The following is a 25,030-nucleotide window of genomic DNA, read 5'->3' on the forward strand; positions in this document are numbered from 1 at the left end:
CGTTGTCGCCGTGACGATTGCATTGGGCCCTGACTGGCTGGACCCCACCGTTCTGCTGAACGGGCTCGGCCCGTACATGCTCATCGGGTTGTGCCTCATCATCTTCGCGGAGTGCGGGCTCCTCGTCGGTTTCTTCCTGCCCGGCGACTCGCTGCTGTTCACGGCGGGTCTCTTCGTCGCGGCGGGCACCATCGACACCCCGCTCTGGCTCGTCTGCGTGCTGCTGACGGTGTGCGCGTTCATCGGCAACGTCGCCGGCTACTACATCGGCGTGAAGGCCGGTCCGGCGCTGTTCAGCAAGCCGGAGTCGAAGATCTTCAAGAAGGAGTACGTCGACAAGACGCAGGAGTTCTTCGACAAGTACGGCGCGCGCGCCATCGTCCTCGCCCGGTTCGTGCCGATCGTCCGCACGTTCATCACGGCGATGGCCGGTGTCGGCAAGATGGACCCGAAGAAGTACTTCACGTACTCCGCGATCGGCGGCGTGGCGTGGGCCGCGGGTCTGACGATCCTGGGCTACTTCCTCGGCCAGGTCGCGTTCATCAAGAACAACCTCGAGATCACGCTGATCGCCATCGTGCTCCTGTCGGTCGTGCCGATCATCATCGAGGTGATCAAGGCGCGCAAGGAGAAGAAGACTCTCGTGCAGGCCGAGGCCGACGACATCACCCAGGTCATGCAGGCGCAGATCCAGGACGACTCGACGCAGATCATCCCCCGCGTCGAGCGCTGACCAGCAACTCGAGCCCGCCTGTTCCGGCAGGCGGGTTTTTTGCTGTTCCAGTTTGAATACAGAGCTGTACTGTATTTGTATGGTCATCATTGCGGGGGCGGGTCCGACCGGCTTGGCGCTGGCGTGCGGACTCCGGAAGTTCGGGGTGGACGAGGTACGGGTCGTGGACGCGGCTGCCGGCCCGGCCACGACGTCGCGGGCGCTGGGGGTGCAGCCGCGCGGCGCGGAGGTGCTGGCGAGGCTGGGGGCGCTGGGCGACCTGCCGGAGAAGGCGATCCGGATGGAAGCGCTGCGGGTCAACGGGCGCAAGCGGCTCGACCTGACGCCGATGCGCGACGCGGGGGCGTTGATCGCGTCGCAGACGTGGGTCGAGCAACGGCTGCGGGACCGGCTGGCCGAACTGGGGGTCGCCGTCGAGTGGAACACGCCGATCGGGTCGGTCCCCGTGCGCGGCGACGACTGGCTGGTCGGCTGCGACGGCGCGCACTCGGCGGTGCGCAAGATCGCGGGGATCTCGTTCGACGGCGAGGCGGTGATGGAGAACTTCCTGCTGCGCGACCTACACGCCGACTGGGACCTCGACCGGTCGTCGGTGCACGTCCACCTCGAGAACGGGCACCTGACGGCGATCTTCCCGCTGCCCGGCGACGATCTCTGGCGGGTCATGTCGCCGGACGGCGGGCGGTGGACGCCGGGGCCGATCGGCGCCGTGGACTGGGAGTCGACGTTCCGCATCCACCGGCGGCTGGCGTCGGCCTACCGGCGGGGCAACGTCCTGCTGGCGGGCGACGCCGCGCACATCCACAGCCCGTTGGGCGGGCAGGGCATGAACACCGGTCTCGGCGACGCGGAGAACCTCGCCTGGAAGCTCGCGCTGGTGGTGCAGGGCAGGGCCGCCACGTCGCTGCTCGACACCTACGAGGCCGAACGGCGGCCGGTCGCCGCGAAGGTGCTCGGGTCGACCACGCCGGCGACGCGGATCTCGATGGGCTCCGGGCGCATCTCACGACTGGCGCGCGGCCTGCTGTTCCCGTTGCTGGGCCTCCCGCCGGTGCAGCGCGGGCTCATCCGGTTCGCCTCTCAGCTCGGCGTCCGCTACTCGGGATCGGTGGGCGGGCCGCGGGTGCCGGCGTTCGCCAGGGTCGGCCGGTGGGTGCTGGCGGGGCCCGCGACGTGCCTGGAGGTGGCGCGGGAACGGCTCGGAGACGTCGTGCACCATGAACGCGCCGGCGACACGCTGCTGGTGCGTCCCGACGGGCACCTGGCGTGGCGCGGTCCGTCTTCCCCGGAGAGGCTTTCTGCGTGGCTGAACGAAGTGCTGGGCGTCCCCGCGACCCCGAGGCTGACAACGCGATCCTGACGGCGGCTTTCGAGCTGTTCCTGGAACGCGGCCTCGACGGCACGTCGATCGAGCAGGTGGCTCGTCGTGCGGGAGTGACCCGCGCGACGGTCTACCGCCGGTTCGCCACCAAGGAGGAGCTGCTGTTCAGCGTGATCGAGCTGCCCCGCGACGTCGCGGCGCTCGATCCCGCGCGGATGGCCGTCTCCTCGCAGGAGGAGATCATCAAGGGCTGGGCCGCGCTGATGTCGACGGGTGAGGCGGTCCAGTTGCTGCGCCGGATCATCGGCGCGTCCGCGGACAACTTCGGGTTGATGCGGCGGTACTGGGAGCTCTTCATCGCACCGCGCCGGGCGGTCCTCAAGGACCTGGTGCGTCCCGGTTTTCCGCCCGGTACCGACATGGACGTCGTCGTGGACATGGCCGGAGGTGCGCTTTTCTACCGTGCGCTGACCCGCCCGGAGCACAACACCCCGGACGAACTGGAGACCTATCTCCACAAGGTGTTGCACCAGGTCGGCTATCGGCCCTAGGTTGCTAGTGGTCTGGACCACCTGGGTGGAGGCCACCGATGTCGTTGTTCCGCAAGGGAGTGGCGGTCGCGTTGGCCGCACTGTCCGTCTCAGTCGGCATCGGTGTCGCCGACGCCTCGCCCCGCAAGATCGTGGGCGCCTACTACGGAAACTGGTACAGCGGCTCGAAGCCGATCTCGTCGATTCCCTCGAACACGCCGATCACGCACCTGTTCTACGCGTTCTCGCTCATCGAGAACGGCAAGTGCGTGATGCCGGCGGAGACCGCGCCCAAGGACTTCGCGGACATCCGGGATCTCAAGAAGCGCAAGCCTTCGCTCAAAGCGCTGATCTCGCTGGGCGGCTGGGGCGCGGGCGGGTTCTCCGACGCCGCACTGACTCCCGCCTCGCGCAGGACGCTCGTTCAGTCCTGTGTGGACCTGTTCTTCCGCGACGGCACGTTCGACGGCATCGACATCGACTGGGAGTTCCCGGTCTACGGCGGCCCCACGGAGATCACCGACCGTCCCGCGGACAAGCGCAACATGACGCTGCTGACCCGTGACTTCCGCAAGGCACTGGGCTCGCGCAAGCTCGTCACCGCCGCGCTGCCCGCCGGCCGGCTGCAGACCGACGGACCGTACAACGTGGCGAAGTCGTTCGAGCTGCGCGAACTGTCGCAGATCATGGACTTCATCAACGTCATGACCTACGACCTGGGCACCGGTTTCTCACCCGTGTCCACGTTCAACGCCGGTTTCCGCGAGGTCGCCAACGACCCGATGCCCGCCGCCGACCGCAAGTGGAACAACGTCGTCGGCGCCATCGACTACTACCAGCGGCACGGCGTCTCGCCGCGCAAGATGGTGCTCGGCACGCCGTTCTACGGCCGTGGCTTCAACGTGAAGACCGAAGGCCCGCAGCACGGCCTCTACCAGGCCTACGACAGCGCGTTCTGGGTCGACGGCTACGACGAGGCGTTGAAGCTGAAGGCGACGCCGGGCTGGCAGGAGTACTGGCACCCGGTCGCGCAGTCGCCGTGGCTGTACAACGCGGCCGAGAAGAAGTTCGTGTCGTACGAGAACCCGCGGTCGATCGGGATCCGCGCGGACTTCGCTCGCGCACGTGGGCTGCTCGGCACGTTCATGTGGGAGCTCGGGCACGACGACGCCCAGTACTCGCTGCTGAAGGCGATGTCCCGCTGACTTGAGTCTCCCGTAGCGTCAAGGTGTTGGTTGAGCTCCATGACCGACACCACTCGACGTGAAGTGCTGGGATGGCTGGCCGGACTCGGTGCGGCAGCGGGCATCGGCCTGCTGCCGGGCCGGGCCAGTGCCTCCGTGGGCGTCACCGCGTTGCGCGACGTCACGCTCATCGACTCGTCCGGCGTCCGATCCAACGCGACGATCGTCCTGGCGGACAACAAAGTTCTCGCGGTCGGCTCGTGCGACCTGCCGTTGCCGCGCGGCTCCACGGTGCTGGACCTCGCGGGCAAGTTCGTCATCCCCGGCCTGTGGGACATGCACGTGCACGGTGCGTACATGGACCGGATCACGTTGCCGCTGTGCCTGGCCAACGGCGTGACGGGCATCCGCGAGATGTGGGGTTTCCCGCAGATCTACGAGCTGCGCGAACGGATCGAGCGCGGCGAGGTGCTCGGGCCACGGTTGATCGTCGGCAGCACCATCGTCGACGGGCCGCACTCGACACTGCCCGGCGCGTTGATCGTCAGCACGCCCGACGAGGGCCGCCAGGCCGTGCGGGACGCGAAGACCCAGGGCGCGGACTTCGTGAAGGTCTACTCGTTCCTCGACCGCGCGACGCTCGCCGCCATCGCGGACGAGTGCTCGAAGCAGGCCATCACGTTCGCCGGGCACTGCTCGAACCACGTCGCGCTGGGCGACGCGAGCGACCTGGGGCAGCGCACGTTCGAGCACATGTACGGCCTGCCGCTCGCCACGAGCACGCGGGAAACCCCGCTGCGCCAGGCGATCGCGGACCTGCCGCTCGACCCGGCGAACTCGTTCGCCTGGTTCAGGCAGGTGCTGGAGTTCGAACGGCGGGCAACCCTGTCACACAGCCGAAGCAAGGCGGCACAACTCGCGAAACGATTGCAGCGCAACAACTCCGCACTGGTGCCGACGATGGTCACCATGCGGGTGTTCGCCAGCCCGCTGGACCGGTTCGCGAACGACCCGCGGATGAAGTACATGCCCGCGTTCTACCGGGACTTCTGGCGCGACGGGCTGAAGAACTGGGCTCCGGTGACCGAGCAGGAGATCAGGCAGCAGGCGGAGTTCCTGCGCCGCCGCATGGACCAGGTCGCCGAGATGCACGCCCACGGCGTCGAGGTGCTGGCCGGCACGGACGCGGGCAACCCGTACACGTTCCCCGGTTTCTCGCTGCACGAGGAGCTGGAACTGCTGGTCGAGGCGGGCCTGTCCGCGAAGGCGACACTGAGGGCCGGCACGCGGGACGCCACCGTGAAGCCCGGTGAGGCCGCGAACCTCGTGGTGCTCGACGGCAACCCGCTCAAGGACATCCGCAACACGCAACGGATCCACACCGTGCTGACCCGAGGCCGAGTTCTCGGGCCGGCCGAACGGCAGCGGATGCTCGCGGACGTGGAGAAGGCCGCTCAGGAGCCGATCCCCACGGCCGCGCGCATCTGTTGCTAGAACATCGAACCGGGGTTGAACAGGTTCTCCGGGTCCAGCGCGCGTTTGATCTCGCGGTGGACCCGGAGACCGACCGGCCCGATCTCCTTCGCCAGCCACTCGCGCTTGATCTTGCCGATGCCGTGCTCGCCGGTGACCGTGCCCCCGAGCGAGAGCCCGACCGCGAGGATGTCGTCGAACGCCTTCTGGGCGCGCGCGAACTGGTCGGCGTCGGCGGGGTCGTAGACGATCGTCGGGTGCATGTTGCCGTCGCCCGCGTGGCCGACGACAGCGATCTTGAGCCCGACCTCCGCGGCGATGTCCTCGCAGCCCTGGATGAGTTCGGCGATGCGGGTGCGGGGCACGCACACGTCGTCGGTCAGCCACGAGCCGTAGATCTCCAGCGCGGTCAGCACCGCCCGGCGCGCCGTGAGCAGGTCGCGGCCCTCATTGACGTCGTGGGTCGCATAGACGAGGTCGGCCTCCAGGCAGATCTCCTCGATCTTCTGGAGCTCGTGCCTGGCCTGCTCGCCACCCGCGTCGGACTGGCAGATCAGCAACGCCGCGCAGCCCGGCCCGGCGCCGAGCTCGGTCTTCAGGTACTGCTCGACGGCCTCGATCGAGGTGCGGTCCATGATCTCCATCAGCGACGGCACCAGGCCCTCGCGGACGATCCGGCTGACCGCGGCGCCGGCTTTGGCGGTGCTGCTGAACGCGGCGACCAGCGTGGCGGGGGCCTGCGGGAGAGGCTTCAGGGCGAGCGTGGCCTTGGTGATCACGCCCAGAGTGCCCTCGGAACCGATGAAGAGCTTGGTGAGGTCGTAGCCCGCGACGCCCTTGACCGTGCGGCGGCCGGTGCGCAACACCTCGCCGTCGGCCAGCACGACCTCCAGCCCGAGCACCGAGTCCGTGGTCACGCCGTACTTCACGCAGCACAGGCCGCCTGCGTTGGTGGAGAGGTTGCCGCCGATCGTGCACCAGTCGTAGCTGCTCGGGTCCGGTGGGTAGAACAGGCCGTCCTTCTCGACGGCGCCCCGCAGGTCGAGGTTGATCACGCCGGGCTCGACGACGGCCAGGCGGTTGTCGGTGTCGATCTCGACGATCGCGTTCATCTTGGTCGTGACCAGGACGACGCAGCCCTCGATGGCGTTCGCGGCACCGGACAACCCGCTGCCGGCGCCACGCGGGACGATCGGCACGCGATGGCTCGCGCAGGCTCTCACCACGGCCTGGACCTGCTCCGTGTTCAGCGGGAACACCACCGCCAACGGGCTGCCGTGCGGCGCCAACGGCATCATGTCGCGCTGGTAGCTCGCGGTGACGTCGGCATCGGTCAGGACACCTGAGTCACCCACGGCGGTGCGGAGTTCAGCGAGCAAGCTCTCCATGCTCACCACGCTAGTAGGACGACTCGGCACAGTGGCGGGTCAATTCACGCCCGGCGAGATGTGCCGAACCGCCCCGCTAGTCCGATTCGACTGGTTCACTCGATGGTGATCTCGAAGGTGATCTCAATCGAAGGGAGTTCACGCAGTGACTCAGCGTGCTCAATCCAGATTTCGCCCACCCGTTAACCCGATGTCGCCGTGCCGCTCGCACAGCACGACGTAGGCTGGCTCACCGTGGCGCATGCTTTCGCCTCGCTGGAGACCGCGGGTCCGCTGGCCGTTTGGGTCATCGTGCTGAGCTTCATCTTCGTCGAGTGCGCTTTCATCTTCGGGCTCTTCCTGCCCGGTGACTCGCTGCTGTTCGCGGCCGGTGTGGTGCTGGCCACGCACAACAGTGAGTTGTCGGCATGGCTGCTGTCCCTCGCGGCTCTGATCGTGGCCGTCGTCGGCAATCAGGTCGGTTACTTCATCGGCCGGGGTACCGGCACGCGCATGCTCGCCCGCAAGGGCGGCAAGGTGCTGAACCGGCAGAACCTGAAACGCGCGGGCGACTTCCTCGACCGGCGCGGTTTCTGGGCTGTCGTGCTCGCCCGCTGGATCCCGTGGATCCGCACGCTGGCGCCGGTGATCGCCGGTGCCGCGCGGATGGACCTCCGCCGGTTCACGCTGGCCACGACCATCGGCGCCATCGCCTGGGTGCCGACGCTGGTGCTGGCCGGCTACTACGGCGCGGGCGTCCTGCAGGCGTTCCCGTGGCTCGAGACGGCGGCGATCGTCGTCAGCATCGCGTTCTTCCTGGGCGGCACCGGCTGGGGCATCTGGCGCTACCGCCAGGAGATGGCGAAGCCGATCGACGAGACCGTCGACATCGCGGGCTGACCTGTCAGAGGAACAGGTGCGACGCGTTGTTGAAGAGCGTGTTGTCGAGAAGCGTGCAGGTCTCTGCGGGAATCGTGTCGTAAGTGCCCTTGTGGTCGCTGTTGAAGTACACGCGCACGGGCTTTGACCTGTAGTTGCACGCCCTTACGGCGTTGTTCTTGATGCACTCGCCATAACCGAGCGTGCCCGGCGTCCGGTACTCGTAGCACCCCGGCTGCGTCGATCCGTAGTTCTTGAGCGACGACGCGAAGTCCGACAACGAAACCGTGTTGCTGTTGGCCCAGTAAAAGCAGAACTCGTTGTCGTCGCACTTGCCGTCGCGCGCCGCGGCCGAGGCGGCAGGCGTGGCGACGGCGACCGCCACGGCGGCGAGCGTGCCGGCGACGGCCGTCCTGGCGAGTGTCCTCGAGAGGTTGCTCATGCCGTCGATGGTTGCGAGAACGCAAGGACCTCGACAGCGACAACCTCTACGAAGAACCTCCACATTTCGCGAGGTGCTGCCGCAGGCTCGCCTGCCGTCTCAGGTCGCCGTGCCGCTCGGCGATGCCCAGGCCGCGGCGCAACGTCTCGGCCGCCGCCGCCCGGTCCCGGCGCAGCAGGTGCACCAGCCCCAGCTCCTCCAGGCACGCCACCTCGCCGGTCGCGTCTCCTCCCTCGCGGAACAGGTGCAGGCTCCTGGCCAGCGCCGTCGCGGCGTCCTCTGTCCGGCCTGACCGGCGGTGCAGCGCGCCGATCCGGTGCAACACGCTCGCACTGACGCGTTCGTCGCTCTCCTCGGCGTTCAGCCGCAGGCTGTCCAGGTAACAACGGAGCTCGCGCTCGTGGTCGCCACGCCGGCCGTAGGCGCTGCCCAGGTGTTCCAGGACCGCGGCCTCGACGCACTGCAACCCGAGCTCACGCGCCAGTGCGAGGCTCTCCTCACCCGTCTCGACGGTGTCCATCACCTCGCTGAGGTTGGTGAGGCAGACCGCCACGCCGTTGGTGTCGCCCAGTTCGCGGAACGAGGCCAGGGCGCGGCGCAGAGGGCCGGCGTCCCGCGACGCGACGCCCAGGTCCATCTCGACGATCGCGTGCGCCCGCGGGTCGCTCGCCACGGGCAACGCCAGTCCGCACAGCTCGGCCCAGTCCGCGCGATGACCGCGGCTCAGGTAGTACGGGAACAGCCCGGTCGCGAGCCGGACCAGCGCCTGGGCGGGCACACCGGGCGTCCGGCAGAGGTCGGCCAGGTGCGGGCGGTGCTCGTCGAGCCAGGCGAAGGCCGCCGCGGCCGTGGTGAAGTCGGGTGCGCCCGCGGTCCACTCCGGGTCGGCCCAGGTCCCGCGGAAGCTGTGCGGCACGGCCAGCGCCACCGACCGCCACGCCACCGCGACGAACAAGTCGGCGACCCGGCCGAGCGCCTCGGGATCCGCGGGCCGTTCCCGCGCGTAGGTCCGGACGAGGTCGTGCATCCGGTAGCGGCCGGGCGTCGTGGCCTGCATCAGGTGCAGGTCGGCCAGCCGCTCCAGCACCAGTTCGGCGGCGAGCCCGTCCACGTCGAGCAGCCGGGCGGCGACCGGCAGCGAGACGTCCTCGAAGACGCCGAACAGCGTGAACGCGCGCTGGTCCGCCGCGTCCAGCTGGTCGACGGACACGGCGAAGCTCGCCCGGATTCCCGCGTCGTCGCGGTCCAGCTCGTCGAGCCTGCGCACGGCCAGGCGGCGCGCGAGGTGGGCGAGCGGCCAGGCGGGACGCGACGCGAGCCGGGCACCGGCGAGGTGGACGGCGAGCGGCAGCCGCCCGCACTGCTCCACGACCTGCAGCGCCGACGAGGGGTCGGCGCCGGTCCGTTCCGGTCCCGCGTAGGCCGCGAGCAGGTCGAGCGCCTCGCGTTCGGGCAGCACGTCCAGCCTCAGGTGGTGGGCCTGCGGCAGGGTGTCCATGGCCCGGCGGCTGGTCACGATCGCCGCGCACCCGACGGTGCCGGGCAGCAGCGGCTGGATCTGGCCAGCCGTCGCCGCGTCGTCGAACACGAGCAGCACCCGCCGCCCAGCAAGTGCGGACCGGAACCGCGCGGCGGTCTCGGCCAGCGTTCCGCCGTGGTCGGGACGGCCCAGCGCGCGCAACAGCTGGGCCAGCGCGTCCTCCGGCTGGAGGCTCGCGCGCAGGTCCAGGTAGAGCTGGCCGTCCGGGAAGAGCTCACCCACCTGATGGGCGACGTGCAGCGCGAGCGACGTCTTGCCGACGCCGGCCATGCCCGAGACGACCACCACGCCCGACCGTTGCACCAGACCGGTCAGCTCGGCGACCTCGGCCTCCCGCCCGGAGAACCGCACCGGCGCGGCGGGCAGCTGCCGGACCGGGGCGCACGGCACGCGGCGCGGTCTGGGCGTGCGGGCGGCGGCCGCGGCGAACTCGGCCCGTTCGTCCGCGCCCAGGCCGAGCGCGTCGGCGAGCCGGAGCACCGTGGCGCGATGCGGATGGCGCCGGTCGCCCCGTTCCAGGGAACCGATGGCCTGCCCGCTCAGGCCCGCCTTCTCGGCCAGCGCCTCCTGGGTCAGCCCGACGGCGATCCGGTGGTGGCGCAGCAGGATTCCCAGCACAGAGTCCACGGTTCATCCCCCCGCGGCAGAGCACGCACGGACCAGTGATCCGGTTGCCTACAGGACTTCGGTGATCAGCAGGTCCGCTGATCCCTTGGACGAGTTCACCATCAACGCGTTGACGTGGTCCGTGCCGTGCAGCACGCGTTCCTCCGCCTCCGACAGGGTGCGCCCGTACCGCAGATGGCGGTCGATCAGCCGTTGCACGCGCACGTCCTCGTCGATGAACAGGAACCACGCCTCGTCCAGGATGATCCGGACGCGTTTCCACTTGTCGTAGTTGAGCAGCAGGTAGTTGCCCTCGGTGACGACGAGCGGGACGTCCGGGTGCACCGGCACGGCGCAGGCGACCGGTTCCTCGATCTCGCGGCGGAACTCCGGCGCGTAGATCATGTCCGGCCCGCACGCCTTGATCCGGCCGAGCAGGTCCACGTAGCCGGGGATGTCGAACGTGTCGGGCGCGCCCTTGCGCTCGACCAGCCGCAGCCGTTCGAGCTCGCTCTGCGCGAGGTGGAAGCCGTCCATCTCGACCAGGACGGCCTGGCCGTCGAGGGCCTCGACGAGCCGCCGCGCGAGTGTCGACTTGCCCGAACCGGGTGCGCCGCCGATGCCGAGAATCTTGCGCTCACCCTGATCGGTGAGAACCCGAGCCCGCTCTAGCAGCTCGTCGAACCTGACCTGCTGTCCTGCCACCGCGCCAGCTCCTCAACCCAGTCCCCGACCGCACCGACGCGAACGGCGGCCGCCTCCGAGGCGAACCCGATGGCGGCCACCGGATCCGTCCCTGACGCGAGCGCGTAGGCGTACGCGCCGTGCCAGACGTCGCCGGCACCGTTCGTGTCCTTCACCTCCACCGCGGGCACGGGCAGCTCCCCGGACGAGCCGTTCCGCGACCAGGTGACCGGCTTCGCACCCTGCGTGCGAATGACCAGCGGCACCCCGTAGGAGTGCACCTCGGCCTCGGACCGCTCGAACCCGTGAGAGCAGGCGGCCACGTCCACCAGCGGCAACAGGTGATCGAGGACAGGTTTCCAGCTCCCGGCGTCGAGCACCACAGGCAATCCCCGCGCTTTCGCCTGCCGGGCGACGGGGATCACGAGGCCGTCGTGGTGTCCGTCCAAGAGCACCACGTCCGCGGCGGCCAGAAGATCAGACAAATCCGGCGCCTCGACCGGCACCGACGCGTTGCGCGAAACGACCGTGCGCTCCCCATCAGCGTCTCTGACGACGACCATGCTCACGGGCGTCGTTCCTGGCACCGCGGTGACTTGAACCGGTTCCAAGGAAGCGCGGACGAATTCACCCAGAGCGTCGGCGCCCAACGCGGTGAGCAACGCCGCCCGTCCGCCCAGTGCCGCGACCGCGCGGGCCGCGTTGGCCGCCGGTCCGCCGGGCGACAGCACCGCGCCGAGCGAGCGGATCTTCTGGCCGGGTTCGGGGAAGGCGTCCACCCGTTGGGTCACGTCGAGAGTTGTGAGGCCGACACACAGCACGGCTGCCATGAGGGCTTCCTCCAAACGGGTATGGTCCCAGGTCATGGTCACCATGCGGGATGTAGCGGCTCTCGCGGGAGTCTCCATCACCACGGTGTCACACGTGATCAACGAGACGAGGCCGGTCGCGGGGGACACGCGAGAGCGCGTCCAGAAGGCGATCGACGAGACCGGGTACACGGGGGACGCGATCGCGCGTTCGCTGGTCATGGGCGGCACGAAGTCGCTGGGCCTGGCCGTGTCACTGGTCTCCCACCCGTACTTCGCCGAGCTGATCGCCGCCATCGAGTCCGAGGCGACTCGCAACGGCTATTCGCTCGTGCTGATCGACACGAGAGACACCCCCGAGTCCGAGCAGACGGCGGTCAGAACGCTGCGCTCGCGAAGAGTCGACGGGTTGCTGCTCACACCGTCCGCCGGCACCGGGGGAAGCCTCGTGCTGCCGGAGCTCAAGCGGCTGAACATCCCCACCGTGCTGGTGGACCGGCTGACCGTGGCCAAGGACATCGACCAGGTCGGGCCGGAGAACGTGCAGGCCACCTCGGGTCTGGTGAAGCACCTGGCGGAACTGGGGCACCGGCGGATCGGCATCGTCTGCGGCCAGGCGGGCGTGGCGACGACCGAGGAACGCATCCTCGGCTACCGCCTCGGCCTCGGCCGCGCGGGCCTGAAGTGGGACGAGGCCCTGGTCTCGCAGAGCGGGTGGCTCGCGCCGCTGCTCGACCAGGAGGACCCGGCCACCGCGGTCGTCGCGGCGGACCACCTGGTCACCGTCGGCATGCTGCACGAGGCACGCGCCCGCGGCCTGAAGCTCGGCACGGACCTGGCCGTCGTCGCCTACGACGAGGTCGAGTGGGCCACGTTGATCGAACCGCCGCTCACCACGCTGGCCCAGCCGGTCGAGGAGATCGGACGGACCGCGGTGAAGCTGCTGCTCTCGCGCATCGCCGACCCGGAACGGCCGCCGGAGACCATCCGGCTGGCGCCCTCGCTGCGGCACCGGCAGTCCTGCGGATGCTGATCCCCGGACTGGTCTCGGTGACGTTCCGGCAGCTCACCGTCGAGGAGATCGGCGAGCTGGCGACGGAGTGCGGGCTGCGGGCCGTGGAGTGGGGCGGCGACGTGCACGTGCCGCCCGGCGACTTCGCGGCGGCGCGGCGGGCGTTGGACACCGGTCTGAAAGTGGCCGCGTACGGGTCGTACTACCGCGCGGGTGTCTCCGATCGAGCCGACCTGGCGCCGATCCTGGAGACCGCGGCCGAGCTGGACGCGCCGTTCGTGCGGGTCTGGGCGGGCACCGCGGGGTCGGCCGAGTGCCCCGACCGCAGTCCGGTGGTCGAGGCGTTGCAGCACGCCGTGGAGCACGCGGACGCGCTGGGCACGAAGATCGCGCTGGAGTACCACCCGAACACGCTCACGGACACGCTCGACTCGGCGGTGCAGCTGCTCGACGAGGTCGACGGCGTGGTGTCGTACTGGCAGCCGCGCGGGGGCCAGGACGTGTTCTCCGCCGTGCACGAGGTGCGGACGCTGGAACCGGTGACGGCGCACGTCTTCTCGTGGGGCGCCGGCGGCTTCAAGGAGCGGTTCCCGCTCGCCGAACGCCGAGACCTGTGGAAGCCGGTGCTGACCGAGCTGGCGCGCGACGGCGTCGAGCGCAACGCGCTGCTCGAGTTCGTGCTGGACGACTCGCCGGAGCAGTTCCGCGAGGACGCCAGGACGCTGCTGAGCTACCTCAAGCCGTAGCGACGTTCAGACCGTGCCGTTCGAGCAGGGCGGCCGCCTCCAGGCACATCCAGCCACCGAGCTGGACGGACAGGTCGCGGCCCTCCTTCTCGTCAGCCGGGATCGTCCACTCCGGACCGAACAACGGGCCGCTCACCGCCATCACGCGGTTGTTCCACGCCGCTTCCGCCGACTGCACGACGAGTTCCCTGGCCAGATCGGCGGTCTCGTGCCGTTCGGGATCGAGGTCGGGGATCGTCAGCGCGGCCTCGGCGAGGTAGCGCGTCAGAATCCCCGCGAACAGGCCGCCGTCCCCGCCGCCCTGGCCTCGGATCACGCCGTTGGTGGCCAGGTCGTCGTGCACGGCGGTGATCGTGCGGGCGGCCTTGTCGAGCCACTTGTCCTGCTGCCCGTGCTTGGCCAGCTCGACGCACGCGCCGATCAGAACCCCTTGGCAGTACGTGTAGATGTTCTTCTCGTACTCGCGGATCTCACCGTTGGGGTGGACGTGCAGGCCGTCCCACGCGAGGCCGTTGCCCGGATCGACGAGGTGTTCCTCGACCCAGTCCACGATGGACCGTGCGCGGGCGAGGTCGGTGCGTTCGTTCTGGCGGGCCAGGAAGATCGCGGCCGGGCCGTTCGCGGGGACGTTCTTGAAGTCGTCGTTGCGCTTCCACCAGATGCCGCCGCCGGCGTGGTCGGTCCAGCCGTCCCTCAGCCGCACGGCGATCGCGTCGAGCGCCTTGGGCCTCGCGACGCCGACCTCGTTCTGGGCCCGTTGCAGGGCGAGGCCGAGCCACGCGATGTCGTCGTAGAAGTCGTTGGTCCAGCCGAGGACGTTGCGCACCCTGATGCCCCGCACGACCTTCGCGATGGCCGTCTTGCGCAGCTCGTTGGGCGAGCGCAGGTAGCCGTCGATCATGCAGTCCAGCAGATGAGCCTGCCACCAGTAGTTGAAGCTGGTGTGGATCTTGTCCTTGAAGAGCGGGGGCCACGCCCGCGCCCCGAGGAGCGTGCCCGGCACACCCCAGACCCGCCGAAGGTGCCTGGAGTACACCGCGCGCTCCGCGACACCCGCGCGTGCCGCCAGCAGTTTCGCGATCACCACCTGGTCATCGTGCGTGCTTGACCGGTCAAGAAGCTCGATGAATCACCCAGTGGTAGAGACCCATGGCCACCGAAGTCGTCAAGTTGTAACTGCTGACCTTCTCGCGCATGGGCAGCCGGACGATCCTGGTGGCCTTCGCGCGGACCTCGGCGGACAGGCCGTGGCGCTCCGAGCCGAACGCCAGCACGGCGTCGTCCGGGATCGGGCCCTTGAGCAGGTCGCCGTCCGCGTCGAACGCGATGAGGTCGCCCGCGAAGTCCAGCTGCGTGACCTTGGCCACGGGCAGCGCGAAATGCAGTCCGGCCGAGCCCCTGAGCACGTTGGGGTGCCACGGGTCGACGTCGCCGGTGGAGATCACGCCACCCGCGTCGAGGCCGGCGGCCACCCGGATCGCGGCACCGAAGTTGCCGAGGTTGCGCGGGTTGTCGAGCAGGACGATCGGGGCGCCGCGGTCGAACGCCAGGTCCGGCTGCTCCGCGAACCCCGCCACACCCGTCGGGTGCGTGCGGCCGACCCGGAGCTTGAAGTGGTTCTGGTCGACCTCGGTGGCAGCGGCGAACCGCTCGCGCAGATCGGGTGCGTGCGTCTCGGCGAGGCCGATCGCGGCGGCGAGGTCCGTCGTGATCAGCGGGTGCACATCGGCGCCGAAGCGCAACGCGTGCTTAACAGCGTGAAAGCCTTCGAGCAGCACGGTGACCAGCATAGAAGCCGACCCACGAGATGATCACGATCGACCCCAGCACCAGCTGGACCAGCGTCGACGCGCTCTCCGGGTACCAGACGCCGTCGATGTAGTGATCGATGAAACCCGTGCCCAGCGGCGGCATGCCGGCCTCGGCGCGGAAGTACTCCTCCGCGGTCGTCAGCGGGCACGTCACCGGCACCAGCAGACTGAGGATCGCCCACGCACCGATCGCCAGGTGCGGGTAGATCACGCCACGCCACCGCCATGCCGCGTACCCGCCCACGAGCAGGAACGCCAGCACCGCGAAGTGCAACAGCATGACCGCCTCAGCGAACAATCTGGCCATTCGCACCACCCCGTCCTCCAGCCTAGGACGGGGTGGCTCGCAGCGCTCTCGATAAAACCTCAGGCGAGCCCGAGATCGTTCAGGTCGAGCAGGTAGCGGTACGGCAGGCCCTCGGCCTCGATGGCCTCCTTGGCGCCCGTGCCGCGGTCGACGACGGTGGCGACGCCGATCACGTCAGCACCGTGCTCGCGCAGCGCCGCAACGGCCGTGAGCACCGAACCGCCGGTGGTGGAGGTGTCCTCGACCGCGAGCACACGCTGCCCACGTACGTCGATGCCCTCGATCTGCCGCTGCATGCCGTGCGCCTTGTTCGCCTTGCGCACGACGAACGCGTCGAGCACGTCACCGTCGGCTCCGGCGGAATGCATCATCGCGTAGGCGACGGGGTCCGCGCCGAGCGTCAAACCGCCGACCGCGACGAAGTCCCAGTCGGACGTGAGCTGCCGCAGCAGCCTGCCGATCAACGGGGCCGCCGCGTGGTGCAGCGTCGCCCGCCGCAGGTCGACGTAGTAGTCGGCTTCCTTGCCGCTGGAGAGGGTCACCTTGCCGTGCACCACGGCCAATTCGCTCACAAGACGAGCGAGTTCTGACTTCGCGTTCGCGTCCAAGACCACTTCAGTTCGCACGGGTCGTCAGCTTCGCACACCCTCGCCGTCGCTGCCTCGTACCCTGCATCACTGTGAGCACCCTCTACGTCGAACAGCCGTGGACCTCCATGAGCCTGTTGTTCCGGCCGCACTACCGGGTGGAGGTGTTCGACGAGCATGACACGCCGGTCATGGTGGTCAGGGAACGCGGAGGGCCGGGTCTGCAGCGACCGTTGCGGCACACCGGGTTCTCCGGCTGGACGTCGTTCGACCTCGACGTGGTCGCGCCGCACGGCCGGCCGATCATGCACATCACCAAGCAGTTCGGACGACGCCCGCACGTGCGGGTGAGCACGCCACAAGGCCAGTTGATCGGGACGATAAAGACGCACGGCGCGTGGCAGCAGTCGCTGCACGACCCGAACGGTCAGCAGCTCTGCTTCTTCGGCGACATCGGACGGATCGACACCGGGGCGCGGGCCAAGCGGCACGGCAAGCGCGTCCGCCGGGACCGCGTCCAGATCAACCCCCAGGTCACCGAGCCGGTGCGCTCGCTGGCGACCGCGTGCGCGGTCGCCTTCGACGTCGTTCGCGGGACCGGGACCCGCCACACCAGCAGTGGCGGCGTGGACTGGCCCGTCTGACTACCAGGCGTCCTTGCGGAAGTGGCTCGGGCCGTCGTCCTCTTCGTCGTCGTCACGGCGCGGCCTGGGCGGCGGCTGCGGGGCCGGGTTGCCCGACTCGATGATGTCGTCGATGTCCTGGCCCTCCTCGATCGCGCGGTAGGCGCGCTGGAGGTCGGGAACGCCGACCGCGAGCGCCTGCTGCACGCCGGGGTCGTTGATCGCACGGCCCGCGGCGACGTCGGCCCACGACATCTCGCCCGCGTCGACGCGCCGCTGGAGGTCCTTGAGCTCCTTCGGCGCGCCGGGCGACTTCGCGAACCGTTCGATCGCGGCCAGGTCCTGTTCGGAGAGTCCGCGCGACCGGCGCTGCACCTGCGAGGCGGCCGTCGCGACCTTGCCCAGGTCGTCGATCCGGGAGTCGACCTCGGAGAACAGCGCCTGCAGCCGTGCCTGGTCGTAGGGGAACGTCACTGCTGACCCCCGCCGGTGGGCGCGGGTGCCGGAGCGGGCGCGGGAGCAGGGGCCGAACTCGAACGGCCCGAAGCGGCGGAACCGGCCTTGCCGAGGCTGTAGGCACCGAGACCGACACCGATCGCACCGGACTTCGCGGCGGACACACCGTTGTCGAACTTCTGCTTGCCGTCCTGCACGCCGTCGACGGCGTCCAGCGCGTCGTTGACGTTCCTGACGTCCTTGAGCTTCATCAGCGCCGTGCCCATCGCCACGATGCCGTCGACCATGCCCTTGACGCCCTCGATCAGCGTCATGATCGACTGGATGATCTTGCGGATCGCGTCGACGATCTGGATGGCGTCGTAGACCATCCACACCGCGCGGCCCCAGCCGACGACCGGGATCACGGCGGTCATGGCGGCTTCGAGCAGCATCGTGCAGAGCTTGTCGAGCAGGAACAGCGCGATCTTCGTGGCCGACCGGCACGCCGAGGCCATCGACTGGAACTTGTTGCCGATGATCCTGGCGACCTGGGAGTCCGCCTCGATCGCGATGACCCACATGGTGTCCATGCGGCGCTCGAACGCCTGCGCGGCACCGCCGTTCCAGTGCGGGTTGAGCTGACCGACGCCGTCACCGACGTTGTGCCGCACGGAGTCCAGCGCCTTGGCGACCTGGTCCCACGCGTTGGCGTTGGCGTCGATCTTCTCGAAGTCGCCGACCAGCGGGCTGATCAGCGACTCGATCAGGTTCTCGCCGGTGACCTTCTCGTAGATCCAGTTGACGCCCTGGAGCTTCCAGCCGGCGGCCTCGATCAGCTCCTTGGTGGTCTGCCGGCCAGGACGGTCCTCCGCGGCGGCGCTGAGCGCGACCGACGGGTCCTGGACGTCCGCGTACGCCGTGGTCATCGGCCACCCCCCGCACCCTGGATCAGCTTGAGGCCGTACTGGTCGACCTTCTCGTAGGAGTCCGCCGTCTTCCTCAGGGCGTCGGCGTCCTTGAGCATCGTCTTGTTGGCGAAGTCCAACGTCTCCCCGTAGAGGTTCGCGACGCCAGTCACGACGGGGTGCAGCAACGTCAGCAGGCCGGTGAACCCACTGGTGTCACCGCCCTTGGAGATCGCGTGGTCCTTGATGGTCAGGAAGTGCTGGGCGTTGCGGTCCAGCAGTTCGCTGTACCCGCGCAGCTCGTCCGGTTCGACATGGAACTGTTCGCTCACGAGGGCTCCGACGCGCCGTTAGGCCGAACGGTTCCACTCAGGTGCGACCGCGACCACCGGCGAACTTCGACGCCATCCTGCGCACGAACGGCCGCGGCAGCAGCCTCGTGATGGTCACGATCGCCTTGTACTGCAGGCCGGGGATCGACAGCGGCTTGCCCCGCCGCAGGTCGCGCAGGGCCTCGTGGACCAGCTTGTCGGCGTCGACGTAGAGCCAGTCCGGCGTCTTCGTCATGTCGATCTTCGCGCGCTTGTGGAACTCGGTCTTCACGAAACCGGGGGCCAGCGCCATGATCCGCACGCCGGTGCCCTCGGCCGCGAGCGCCATGCCCTCGGAGAACGTCGTCACCCACGCCTTGTCGGCGCTGTAGCTGGTGCCGCGGCCGGGCAGGAAGCTGGCGACGCTGGACACGTTGATCACGTCGCCCTTGCCGCGCGCGATCATCGCCGGGATCGCGGCCCTGCTCAGGCGCAGCACCGTGGCGACGTTGACGTCCAGCTGGGCCTGCAGCTTCTCGATGTCGGCCGCGAAGAACTCGCCGGTGTTCGCGAAGCCCGCGTTGTTGACCAGCAGGTCGACGGCCGACTCCGCGAGCCGCTTCTCGACCTTGAGCCGGTCCTCGTGGTCGCTGAGGTCGGCCGGCAGGACGTCGACGTGGACGCCGTGCCGGTCGTGCAGCTGCTTCGCGAGTTCCTCGAGCGCGGACGCGGTGCGCGCGACCAGTACGAGGTCATATCCCTCGGCCGCGAGCCTGCGGGCGAACGCTGCCCCGATCCCGACGGTCGATCCGGTCACCAGTGCGGTTGGCATGCCACCGAACGGTAGTCGGAAAGCCGGTGATCACCCAACGATCGGGCGGCTCCGGTCAGGGCTTGCGGCCGAACGACGGCCGGTAGACCTCGCCACCCTCGTCGTCCTCGGCCACCGGCTCCTCGCGCTCGGAGGGGTCGGGGTCGAACGGGTCGATGACGTCCGCCAGCTCACCGACGTCGCGCAGCAGCCGTTCCAGGCGCGCGGGCGACGAGTTCGGCGGGGCCGCGGCCAGCACCCAGTCGTTCTCCATCCAGACGACCGTGACGTCGCCACCGATCTCCTCGGCGGCGTCGATCAGGTCCGGCGTGATGATCTTGCGAGCCGCCGGGACGTCCGTGACGAACGCGTACCGCGAGCCCACCGGCCCGAGCAGGTCGGGCATCGGCATCTTGTCGTTGTCGCGCTGGAACGGGACCGTCGACAGCCACAGTTCGATCACCACCGACAGCGCCTTGCGGCAGCGCACGCCGACCAGCACCGAGTTGACCTTGCCGCCGGTCTCGTGGTCGAGCACGTAGACCTGCCTGCGGCCGTCCGCGGTGAAGGTGGAGCCCGCGACGACGTCACGGGCGAGACCCGTGCCGTAGTACGCGATGGCCCCCGCTTCCCAGCGGGTCGGCAGCACGTGGTCTGTCTCCTCGAACTGCCAGCCGCGCAGAGCAGCCCAACGGCGCCGTTCACGATTACGCGCGGTTCGTTGCGCCCGGTCGGTCGCGAGCAGGGCAAACCCCGCCACGCCCGCCACCGCGGCGACGGTGAACCAGACCCACGCCGGTATGCCCACAGCCAGAGCCTAGTGGGTCGGGGGCGAACAACGAAGATCACTTCCGCGCGTCGTGACCTGGGCGTGCCTTTCCTCAGGAAAGCCGGTCCATCGCCGCCTGGCTCCCGGCGTCCGCGGCACGGAAGACCACCAGCAGCTGACCGGGGTCCTGAAGGGACGTGAGCGTCTCGAACCGCAGGGCGATCCGACCGGCGCGCGGATGCCGCATCACCTTGTCCCCGCGACCGTTGAGCCTCACGTCGCCCGCGGCCCACAGCCGCGCGAACTCGTCGGCGCCGGTGACGCACTCGGCGATGAGGCCGGCCAGCACCTGGTCCTCGGGGTGCGCGGCCCACGCGGAACGCAGGTGGGCGACGCCGTCGCGCACGGTCCGGTCGCGGTCGACGTAGCGCTCCCGGATCTCCGGGTGCAGCAGGCACAACCAGATCGCGTTGCGCCGCGACGGCGGCAGGGTGTCGAAGTCCACGAGCACCTTCACCATCTCGCTGTTCCAGGCGAGGAGGTCGAAGCGGTGGTTCATCACCATGGCCGGCCGCGGTGCCAGGTCGGCGACCAGCCCGGCCAGCGCCGGGTCCGCCTCGGTGGCGGCCTCGTCGTCGCCGCGCGGGTGGCGCTTTGTGAGGCCGAAGAGGTAGGCACGTTCGTCGGTGTTCAGCCGCAGCGCACCGGCCAGCGCCTCGACCACGTCCGCCGAGGGCCGCAACCCACGCGCCTGCTCCAGCCGCACGACGTAGTCGACGCTGACGCCGGCCAGTTCGGCGACTTCTTCGCGACGCAGCCCGGGAGTCCGCCGCTGCCGGCGTGCGGGAAGGCCGAGGTCCTGCGGGTCCAGCCGTTCACGCCTGCTCCGCAGGAACGCGGCCAGCTCCTGCGTCACGTCGGTGACCATGGTCGGTGCAACGGTCCGGGTAGGACTCGTGTTCCCAGGAAGTTCCTTCCCTTATCCCCGGCGCGTGGTGATCGCAGGCTGGCGCCACACCACGAACACGGGAGAAACACCATGGCGCTCGACACCTACCGGCTGCTGGGACGCTCCGGGCTGCGGGTCTCCCCGCTCGCCCTGGGCACGGCGACCTTCGGCAACGAGTGGGGATGGGGCTCCGCGCAGGACGACGCACGCAAGTTGTTCGAGATCTACGTGGAGCGCGGTGGCAACTTCATCGACACCGCGGCCTCCTACGGCGGCTCCGAACAGCTGCTGGGCGAACTCACCCGCGACCGGCGCGAAAGCCTGGTGCTGGCGACGAAGTACTCGACCCTGCGCACGCCCGGCGACCCGAACTCCGGCGGCTCGCACCGCAAGAACCTGTTCGCGTCGGTGGAGAACAGCCTGCGCCGGCTGCGCACGGACCACGTCGACCTGCTGTACGTGCACGTGTGGGACGCCATGACGCCGGCCGAGGAGGTCCTGCGCGGCCTGGACGACCTGGTCCGTCAGGGCAAGGTCCTGTACGTGGGGATGTCCAACGCCCCGGCCTGGGAGATCTCCCGCATGCAGGCGATCGCCGACCTGCGCGGCTGGTCGCCGTTGGTCGCGCTGCAGATCGAGCACAGCCTGATCAACCGCGGCGGCGAACGCGACCTGATCCCGATGGCGCGGGCGCTGGGGCTGGGAGTGCTCCCGTTCTCCCCGCTGGGTGGCGGGGTGCTGTCCGGCAAGTACACCCGCGCCGACCTGACCCCCGGCTCCGACTCCCCCGAGAGCAACCGCAAGAGCTTCAACGCCGGCCTGGGCATGGTCACGTCCCGCACGCTCGGCATCGCCGACGTCGTGCGCGAAGTGGCTTCGGAGGTGGAACGCACGCCCGCCCAGGTCGCGCTGGCGTGGAGCGTGCGGCGGCCCGGCGTGACGGCACCCGTCGTCGGCGCCCGCACGCCCGAGCAGTTGCTGGGGAACCTGGACGCGTTGGAGGTCGAGCTGACCGGCGAGCAGGTGGCACGTCTCGACGAGGTCAGCGCGATCGACCCCGGCTACCCGCACGACCTGCTCGGCGGCGACCACGTCCGCACGGTGATGTCAGGTGGGCTGACGATCGAAAGCCGCTGACGAGTGGGGCACCACGACGACCTGGTCCGCGTCCTCGTAGACGACGCGGCCGGGATCGTCGCTGGTCAGTCGCTCCCATCGCACCCCGTGCGCGTCGAGGAGGGCGAGGTAACCCGGCAGCCGTTCCTCCAGGTGTGTCGCCTCCGCCTTGAACCACGCGCGGGCACCGGGGTTGACTTCCCGGTCGTAGACCATCGGGTCGACAGTCGACGGGTCGATGTAGGCGGCGTTGTACCAGGCGTTGTTGACGCGCACGAACTCTTCTTGCTCCGCGGTGAGCTCACCGCGCCGGCGCAGGCCGTTCACCAGTCCGAAGACTCCGGGGAAGTTCCCGTTGACGTTGGCCTGCGCCGCCTGATACCTCACGAACATCACGCGGTGCGGCCCACGATCAGACCGCTGTTGTCGTCCAGCACGTCGACCCGCACGGTGTCGCCGTCCCGCACCTCGCCGGCCAGCAGTTCCTTGGCCAGCTGGTCACCGATCGCCGACTGCACCAGCCGCCGCAGCGGCCGAGCACCGTAGATCGCGTCGAAACCGTTCAGCGCCAACCAGTCCCTGGCCGACGGCGTGACCTCCAGGGTCAGGCGACGGGCCGCGAGCCGGTCCGCCAGACGAGTGATCTGGATGTCCACAATGGACGTCAGCTCCTCGGTGGCGAGGGCGTGGAACACCACGACGTCGTCCAGCCGGTTCAGGAACTCCGGCTTGAAGTGCCGTTGCACCACGGCCATCACGGCGTCCTTGCGTTCCCGCTCGGTCAGCGACGGGTTCACGATGGTCTGCGAACCCAGGTTCGAGGTGAGCACCAGGATCGTGTTGCGGAAGTCGACCGTGCGGCCCTGACCGTCGGTCAGGCGGCCGTCGTCGAGGACCTGCAACAGCACGTCGAAGACGTCCGGGTGGGCCTTCTCGACCTCGTCCAGCAGCACGACCGAGTACGGGCGGCGGCGGACCGACTCGGTGAGCTGGCCGCCTTGGTCGTAGCCGACGTAGCCGGGAGGCGCGCCGACCAGGCGGGCCACCGAGTGCTTCTCGGAGTACTCGCTCATGTCGATGCGGATCATCGCCCGCTCGTCGTCGAACAGGAACCCCGCCAGCGCCTTCGCGAGCTCGGTCTTGCCGACGCCGGTGGGGCCGAGGAACAGGAACGAGCCCGTCGGGCGGTCCGGGTCCGCGACTCCGGCGCGCGTGCGGCGCACCGCGTCCGACACGACCCGCACCGCTTCGGCCTGGCCGACGACCCGGCGTGCGAGTTCGTCCTCCATCCGCAGCAGCTTGGTGGTCTCGCCTTCGAGCAGGCGGCCGGCCGGGATGCCGGTCCACGCCGCCACGACGTCCGCGACGTCGTCGGGGCCGACCTCCTCCTTGAGCATCGCATCGTCCTGTGTGGACTCCGCGGCGACGGAGAGTTCCTTCTCCAGCTCGGGAATCCGGCCGTAACGGAGTTCGGCGGCACGACCGAGGTCGCCGTCGCGCTCGGCCCGTTCGGACTCGCCGCGCAACGACTCCAGCTGCTCCTTCAGGCCGCGGACGCGGTCGATGGAGCCCTTCTCGTTCTGCCACCTGGCCGTCAGCGCGGAGAGTTCCTCGCGCTTCTCCGCGAGTTCGGCGCGCAGCACGTGCAGCCGTTCGACCGACGCCGCGTCGGACTCCTTGGCCAGCGCCATCTCCTCGATCTCGAGGCGCCGCACGGCACGTTCGACGGTGTCGATCTCGACGGGCCGGGAGTCGATCTCCATGCGCAGCCGGGACGCGGCCTCGTCGACGAGGTCGATGGCCTTGTCCGGCAGGAAGCGCGCGGTGATGTAGCGGTCGGACAGCGTGGCGGCGGCGACGAGGGCGGCGTCCGTGATGCGCACGCCGTGGTGCACCTCGTAGCGCTCCTTGAGCCCGCGCAGGATGCCGACCGTGTCCTCCACCGACGGTTCGCCGACCAGCACCTGCTGGAAGCGGCGTTCCAGGGCGGCGTCCTTCTCGATGTGCTCGCGGTACTCGTCCAGGGTCGTGGCACCGACCATGCGCAGCTCACCGCGGGCGAGCATCGGCTTGATCATGTTGCCGGCGTCCATCGCCGACTCACCGGTCGCGCCGGCACCGACGATCGTGTGCAGCTCGTCGATGAACGTGATGACCTGCCCGGCCGAGTCGGTGATCTCCTTGAGCACGGCCTTGAGCCGCTCCTCGAACTCACCGCGGTACTTCGCGCCCGCGACCATCGAGCCGAGGTCCAGGGACACGACCTTCTTGCCGCGCAACGACTCCGGCACGTCACCGGCCACGACGCGCTGCGCCAGGCCCTCGACGATCGCCGTCTTGCCGACACCGGGCTCGCCGATCAGCACGGGGTTGTTCTTGGTGCGCCGCGACAGCACCTGCACGACCCGGCGGATCTCGGCGTCACGGCCGATCACCGGGTCGAGCTCGCCCTTGCGCGCACGTTCGGTCAGGTCGACGCCGTACTTCTCCAGCGCCTTGTAGGTGCCCTCGGGATCGGCCGACGTCACCCGCGCCGACCCGCGCACCTTCGCGAAGGCCTCGGTCAGCGCGTCGGGCGTCGCACCGTGCCGCCGCAGCAGGTCGGCCACCGGGCCGCCGTACTGCGCGAGCCCGACGAGCAGGTGCTCGGTCGACACGTACTCGTCACCCATCTCGGTGGCGAGCTCCTGCGCCTTGTTGATCACCCGCACGGCGTCGCGCGAGAACTGCGGAGCGGACACGGTCGAACCGGAGGCGCTGGGCAACGAGCGGGAGAGCTGCTCCAGCTCCTTGCGCACCTGCGCGGGGTCGGCACCCACGGCCGACAGCAACGGGGCGGTCAACCCGTCCGTCTGCGCCAGCAGTGCACTGAGCAGGTGCACGGAACCCACGTCCGGGTTCCCGTTCAGCGTCGCGGCCTGCACCGCCGCGGACACGGCCTGCTGCGTCTTGGTCGTCGGGTTGAAAGCGTCCATTCCTCCACCTCGTGGTCAGCCTCCAGCATGGACCATCATCCCGCACAACGTCAGAAAAGTTGAGCGTGTTCCGCTCAACCTTGAAATCGGTCCAGATCACAC

At 69.5% G+C, this 25,030-nt stretch carries 27 protein-coding genes; 10 read left to right on the forward strand and 17 right to left on the reverse strand.

What is annotated here, in order from left to right:
- The first annotated feature begins 16 nt into the window (after window positions 1–16).
- The 5 genes from ACH413_RS15275 to ACH413_RS15295 all read left to right on the forward strand — a co-directional run bounded on the left by ACH413_RS15275 (window position 17) and on the right by ACH413_RS15295 (window position 5,262).
- Entirely contained in the window at window positions 17–733 is a 717-nt protein-coding gene (locus ACH413_RS15275; RefSeq protein WP_360041070.1) for a VTT domain-containing protein, read from the forward strand.
- Window positions 734–812: 79 nt separating this feature from the next.
- Window positions 813–2,093 carry an FAD-dependent monooxygenase gene (locus ACH413_RS15280; protein WP_360040757.1) on the forward strand — a complete coding sequence of 427 codons (1,281 nt, stop codon included), beginning with the start codon at window positions 813–815 and terminating at the stop codon, window positions 2,091–2,093.
- Complete coding sequence (locus ACH413_RS15285; protein WP_360040753.1) at window positions 2,036–2,605, forward strand: TetR/AcrR family transcriptional regulator; 570 nt, start codon at window positions 2,036–2,038, stop codon at window positions 2,603–2,605. Before ACH413_RS15280 ends, ACH413_RS15285 begins: the two co-directional genes overlap by 58 nt.
- A gap of 38 nt (window positions 2,606–2,643) precedes the next feature.
- A complete protein-coding gene (locus tag ACH413_RS15290) occupies window positions 2,644–3,789 on the forward strand; it encodes a glycoside hydrolase family 18 protein (protein ID WP_360040745.1) in 1,146 nt (381 codons plus the stop codon).
- Between the two features lie 39 nt (window positions 3,790–3,828).
- A complete protein-coding gene (locus ACH413_RS15295) occupies window positions 3,829–5,262 on the forward strand; it encodes an amidohydrolase family protein (protein ID WP_360040742.1) in 1,434 nt (477 codons plus the stop codon).
- On the opposite strand, the gene ACH413_RS15300 is transcribed toward ACH413_RS15295, so the two are convergent.
- Window positions 5,259–6,629 (reverse strand): FAD-binding oxidoreductase, encoded by a 1,371-nt coding sequence (locus tag ACH413_RS15300; protein ID WP_396424992.1) that lies wholly within the window; start codon window positions 6,627–6,629, stop codon window positions 5,259–5,261. The genes ACH413_RS15295 and ACH413_RS15300 overlap by 4 nt on opposite strands.
- A gap of 234 nt (window positions 6,630–6,863) precedes the next feature.
- On the opposite strand from ACH413_RS15300, the gene ACH413_RS15305 reads away from it, so the two are divergent.
- Window positions 6,864–7,508 carry a DedA family protein gene (locus tag ACH413_RS15305; RefSeq protein WP_360040737.1) on the forward strand — a complete coding sequence of 215 codons (645 nt, stop codon included), beginning with the start codon at window positions 6,864–6,866 and terminating at the stop codon, window positions 7,506–7,508.
- A gap of 4 nt (window positions 7,509–7,512) precedes the next feature.
- Here the strand turns inward: ACH413_RS15305 and ACH413_RS15310 are convergent, their stop codons facing one another.
- From ACH413_RS15310 to ACH413_RS15325, 4 genes are read right to left on the reverse strand one after another with little or no spacing between them, the layout of a single operon-like run.
- Window positions 7,513–7,929, reverse strand: a complete 417-nt coding sequence (locus ACH413_RS15310) for a hypothetical protein (protein ID WP_360040734.1) — start codon at window positions 7,927–7,929, stop codon at window positions 7,513–7,515.
- Window positions 7,930–7,975: 46 nt separating this feature from the next.
- On the reverse strand, window positions 7,976–10,096 hold the full coding sequence (locus ACH413_RS15315; RefSeq protein WP_360040731.1) for an NB-ARC domain-containing protein: 2,121 nt from the start codon (window positions 10,094–10,096) through the stop codon (window positions 7,976–7,978).
- A 48-nt stretch (window positions 10,097–10,144) separates the two neighbouring features.
- Entirely contained in the window at window positions 10,145–10,780 is a 636-nt protein-coding gene (locus ACH413_RS15320) for a nucleoside/nucleotide kinase family protein (RefSeq protein WP_093595565.1), read from the reverse strand.
- Complete coding sequence (locus ACH413_RS15325; protein ID WP_360040728.1) at window positions 10,744–11,589, reverse strand: PfkB family carbohydrate kinase; 846 nt, start codon at window positions 11,587–11,589, stop codon at window positions 10,744–10,746. Before ACH413_RS15325 ends, ACH413_RS15320 begins: the two co-directional genes overlap by 37 nt.
- A gap of 34 nt (window positions 11,590–11,623) precedes the next feature.
- On the opposite strand from ACH413_RS15325, the gene ACH413_RS15330 reads away from it, so the two are divergent.
- Window positions 11,624–12,601, forward strand: a complete 978-nt coding sequence (locus ACH413_RS15330; RefSeq protein WP_093595559.1) for a LacI family DNA-binding transcriptional regulator — start codon at window positions 11,624–11,626, stop codon at window positions 12,599–12,601.
- Window positions 12,595–13,326 carry a TIM barrel protein gene (locus ACH413_RS15335; protein ID WP_360040725.1) on the forward strand — a complete coding sequence of 244 codons (732 nt, stop codon included), beginning with the start codon at window positions 12,595–12,597 and terminating at the stop codon, window positions 13,324–13,326. The genes ACH413_RS15330 and ACH413_RS15335 overlap by 7 nt, the downstream gene beginning before the upstream one ends.
- Here ACH413_RS15335 and ACH413_RS15340 read toward each other — a convergent pair.
- Genes ACH413_RS15340 through pyrE form a run of 4 tightly spaced genes read right to left on the reverse strand, consistent with a single transcriptional unit; the run spans window position 13,316 to window position 16,058 of the window.
- Window positions 13,316–14,413, reverse strand: coding sequence for a glycoside hydrolase family 76 protein (locus ACH413_RS15340; protein WP_360040722.1), 1,098 nt, complete (start codon window positions 14,411–14,413; stop codon window positions 13,316–13,318). The two genes, ACH413_RS15335 and ACH413_RS15340, sit on opposite strands and share 11 nt — an antisense overlap.
- Window positions 14,414–14,438: 25 nt before the next feature.
- Complete coding sequence (locus tag ACH413_RS15345) at window positions 14,439–15,116, reverse strand: TrmH family RNA methyltransferase (protein ID WP_360040719.1); 678 nt, start codon at window positions 15,114–15,116, stop codon at window positions 14,439–14,441.
- Window positions 15,076–15,444: a DUF2784 domain-containing protein gene (locus ACH413_RS15350; RefSeq protein WP_360040716.1), complete on the reverse strand. Its 369-nt coding sequence runs from the start codon at window positions 15,442–15,444 to the stop codon at window positions 15,076–15,078. Before ACH413_RS15350 ends, ACH413_RS15345 begins: the two co-directional genes overlap by 41 nt.
- Before the next feature lie 59 nt (window positions 15,445–15,503).
- A complete protein-coding gene (gene pyrE, locus ACH413_RS15355; RefSeq protein WP_319976945.1) occupies window positions 15,504–16,058 on the reverse strand; it encodes an orotate phosphoribosyltransferase in 555 nt (184 codons plus the stop codon).
- A gap of 65 nt (window positions 16,059–16,123) precedes the next feature.
- Here pyrE and ACH413_RS15360 point away from each other — a divergent pair, with 65 nt between their 5' ends.
- A complete protein-coding gene (locus ACH413_RS15360; RefSeq protein ID WP_360040713.1) occupies window positions 16,124–16,675 on the forward strand; it encodes a hypothetical protein in 552 nt (183 codons plus the stop codon).
- Here ACH413_RS15360 and ACH413_RS15365 read toward each other — a convergent pair whose 3' ends face one another.
- From ACH413_RS15365 to ACH413_RS15390, 6 genes are all read right to left on the reverse strand, one after another.
- Window positions 16,676–17,128 carry a hypothetical protein gene (locus ACH413_RS15365; RefSeq protein WP_360040710.1) on the reverse strand — a complete coding sequence of 151 codons (453 nt, stop codon included), beginning with the start codon at window positions 17,126–17,128 and terminating at the stop codon, window positions 16,676–16,678.
- Window positions 17,125–18,018 carry a hypothetical protein gene (locus ACH413_RS15370; RefSeq protein WP_360040708.1) on the reverse strand — a complete coding sequence of 298 codons (894 nt, stop codon included), beginning with the start codon at window positions 18,016–18,018 and terminating at the stop codon, window positions 17,125–17,127. Before ACH413_RS15370 ends, ACH413_RS15365 begins: the two co-directional genes overlap by 4 nt.
- The gene (locus ACH413_RS15375) at window positions 18,015–18,329 is read right to left on the reverse strand and encodes a hypothetical protein (RefSeq protein ID WP_319976548.1); all 315 of its coding nucleotides are present in this window, start codon (window positions 18,327–18,329) and stop codon (window positions 18,015–18,017) included. The genes ACH413_RS15370 and ACH413_RS15375 overlap by 4 nt, the downstream gene beginning before the upstream one ends.
- A gap of 37 nt (window positions 18,330–18,366) precedes the next feature.
- On the reverse strand, window positions 18,367–19,140 hold the full coding sequence (locus ACH413_RS15380; protein ID WP_360040704.1) for an SDR family oxidoreductase: 774 nt from the start codon (window positions 19,138–19,140) through the stop codon (window positions 18,367–18,369).
- Between the two features lie 55 nt (window positions 19,141–19,195).
- Window positions 19,196–19,927, reverse strand: a complete 732-nt coding sequence (locus ACH413_RS15385) for a hypothetical protein (RefSeq protein WP_360040701.1) — start codon at window positions 19,925–19,927, stop codon at window positions 19,196–19,198.
- A 73-nt stretch (window positions 19,928–20,000) separates the two neighbouring features.
- A complete protein-coding gene (locus tag ACH413_RS15390) occupies window positions 20,001–20,816 on the reverse strand; it encodes a helix-turn-helix transcriptional regulator (protein WP_360040698.1) in 816 nt (271 codons plus the stop codon).
- A 111-nt stretch (window positions 20,817–20,927) separates the two neighbouring features.
- Here ACH413_RS15390 and ACH413_RS15395 point away from each other — a divergent pair, with 111 nt between their 5' ends.
- A complete protein-coding gene (locus ACH413_RS15395; protein WP_360040695.1) occupies window positions 20,928–21,974 on the forward strand; it encodes an aldo/keto reductase in 1,047 nt (348 codons plus the stop codon).
- Here ACH413_RS15395 and ACH413_RS15400 read toward each other — a convergent pair.
- Both ACH413_RS15400 and clpB read right to left on the reverse strand, forming a co-directional pair.
- Entirely contained in the window at window positions 21,945–22,346 is a 402-nt protein-coding gene (locus ACH413_RS15400; protein ID WP_360041067.1) for a hypothetical protein, read from the reverse strand. The genes ACH413_RS15395 and ACH413_RS15400 overlap by 30 nt on opposite strands.
- A complete protein-coding gene (gene clpB / locus ACH413_RS15405; RefSeq protein ID WP_360040692.1) occupies window positions 22,346–24,928 on the reverse strand; it encodes an ATP-dependent chaperone ClpB in 2,583 nt (860 codons plus the stop codon). The genes ACH413_RS15400 and clpB overlap by 1 nt, the downstream gene beginning before the upstream one ends.
- Window positions 24,929–25,030 lie beyond the last annotated feature (102 nt).

The sequence above is a fragment of the Lentzea sp. NPDC020367 genome (genome assembly GCF_044387305.1).
Taxonomy (GTDB): domain Bacteria; phylum Actinomycetota; class Actinomycetes; order Mycobacteriales; family Pseudonocardiaceae; genus Lentzea.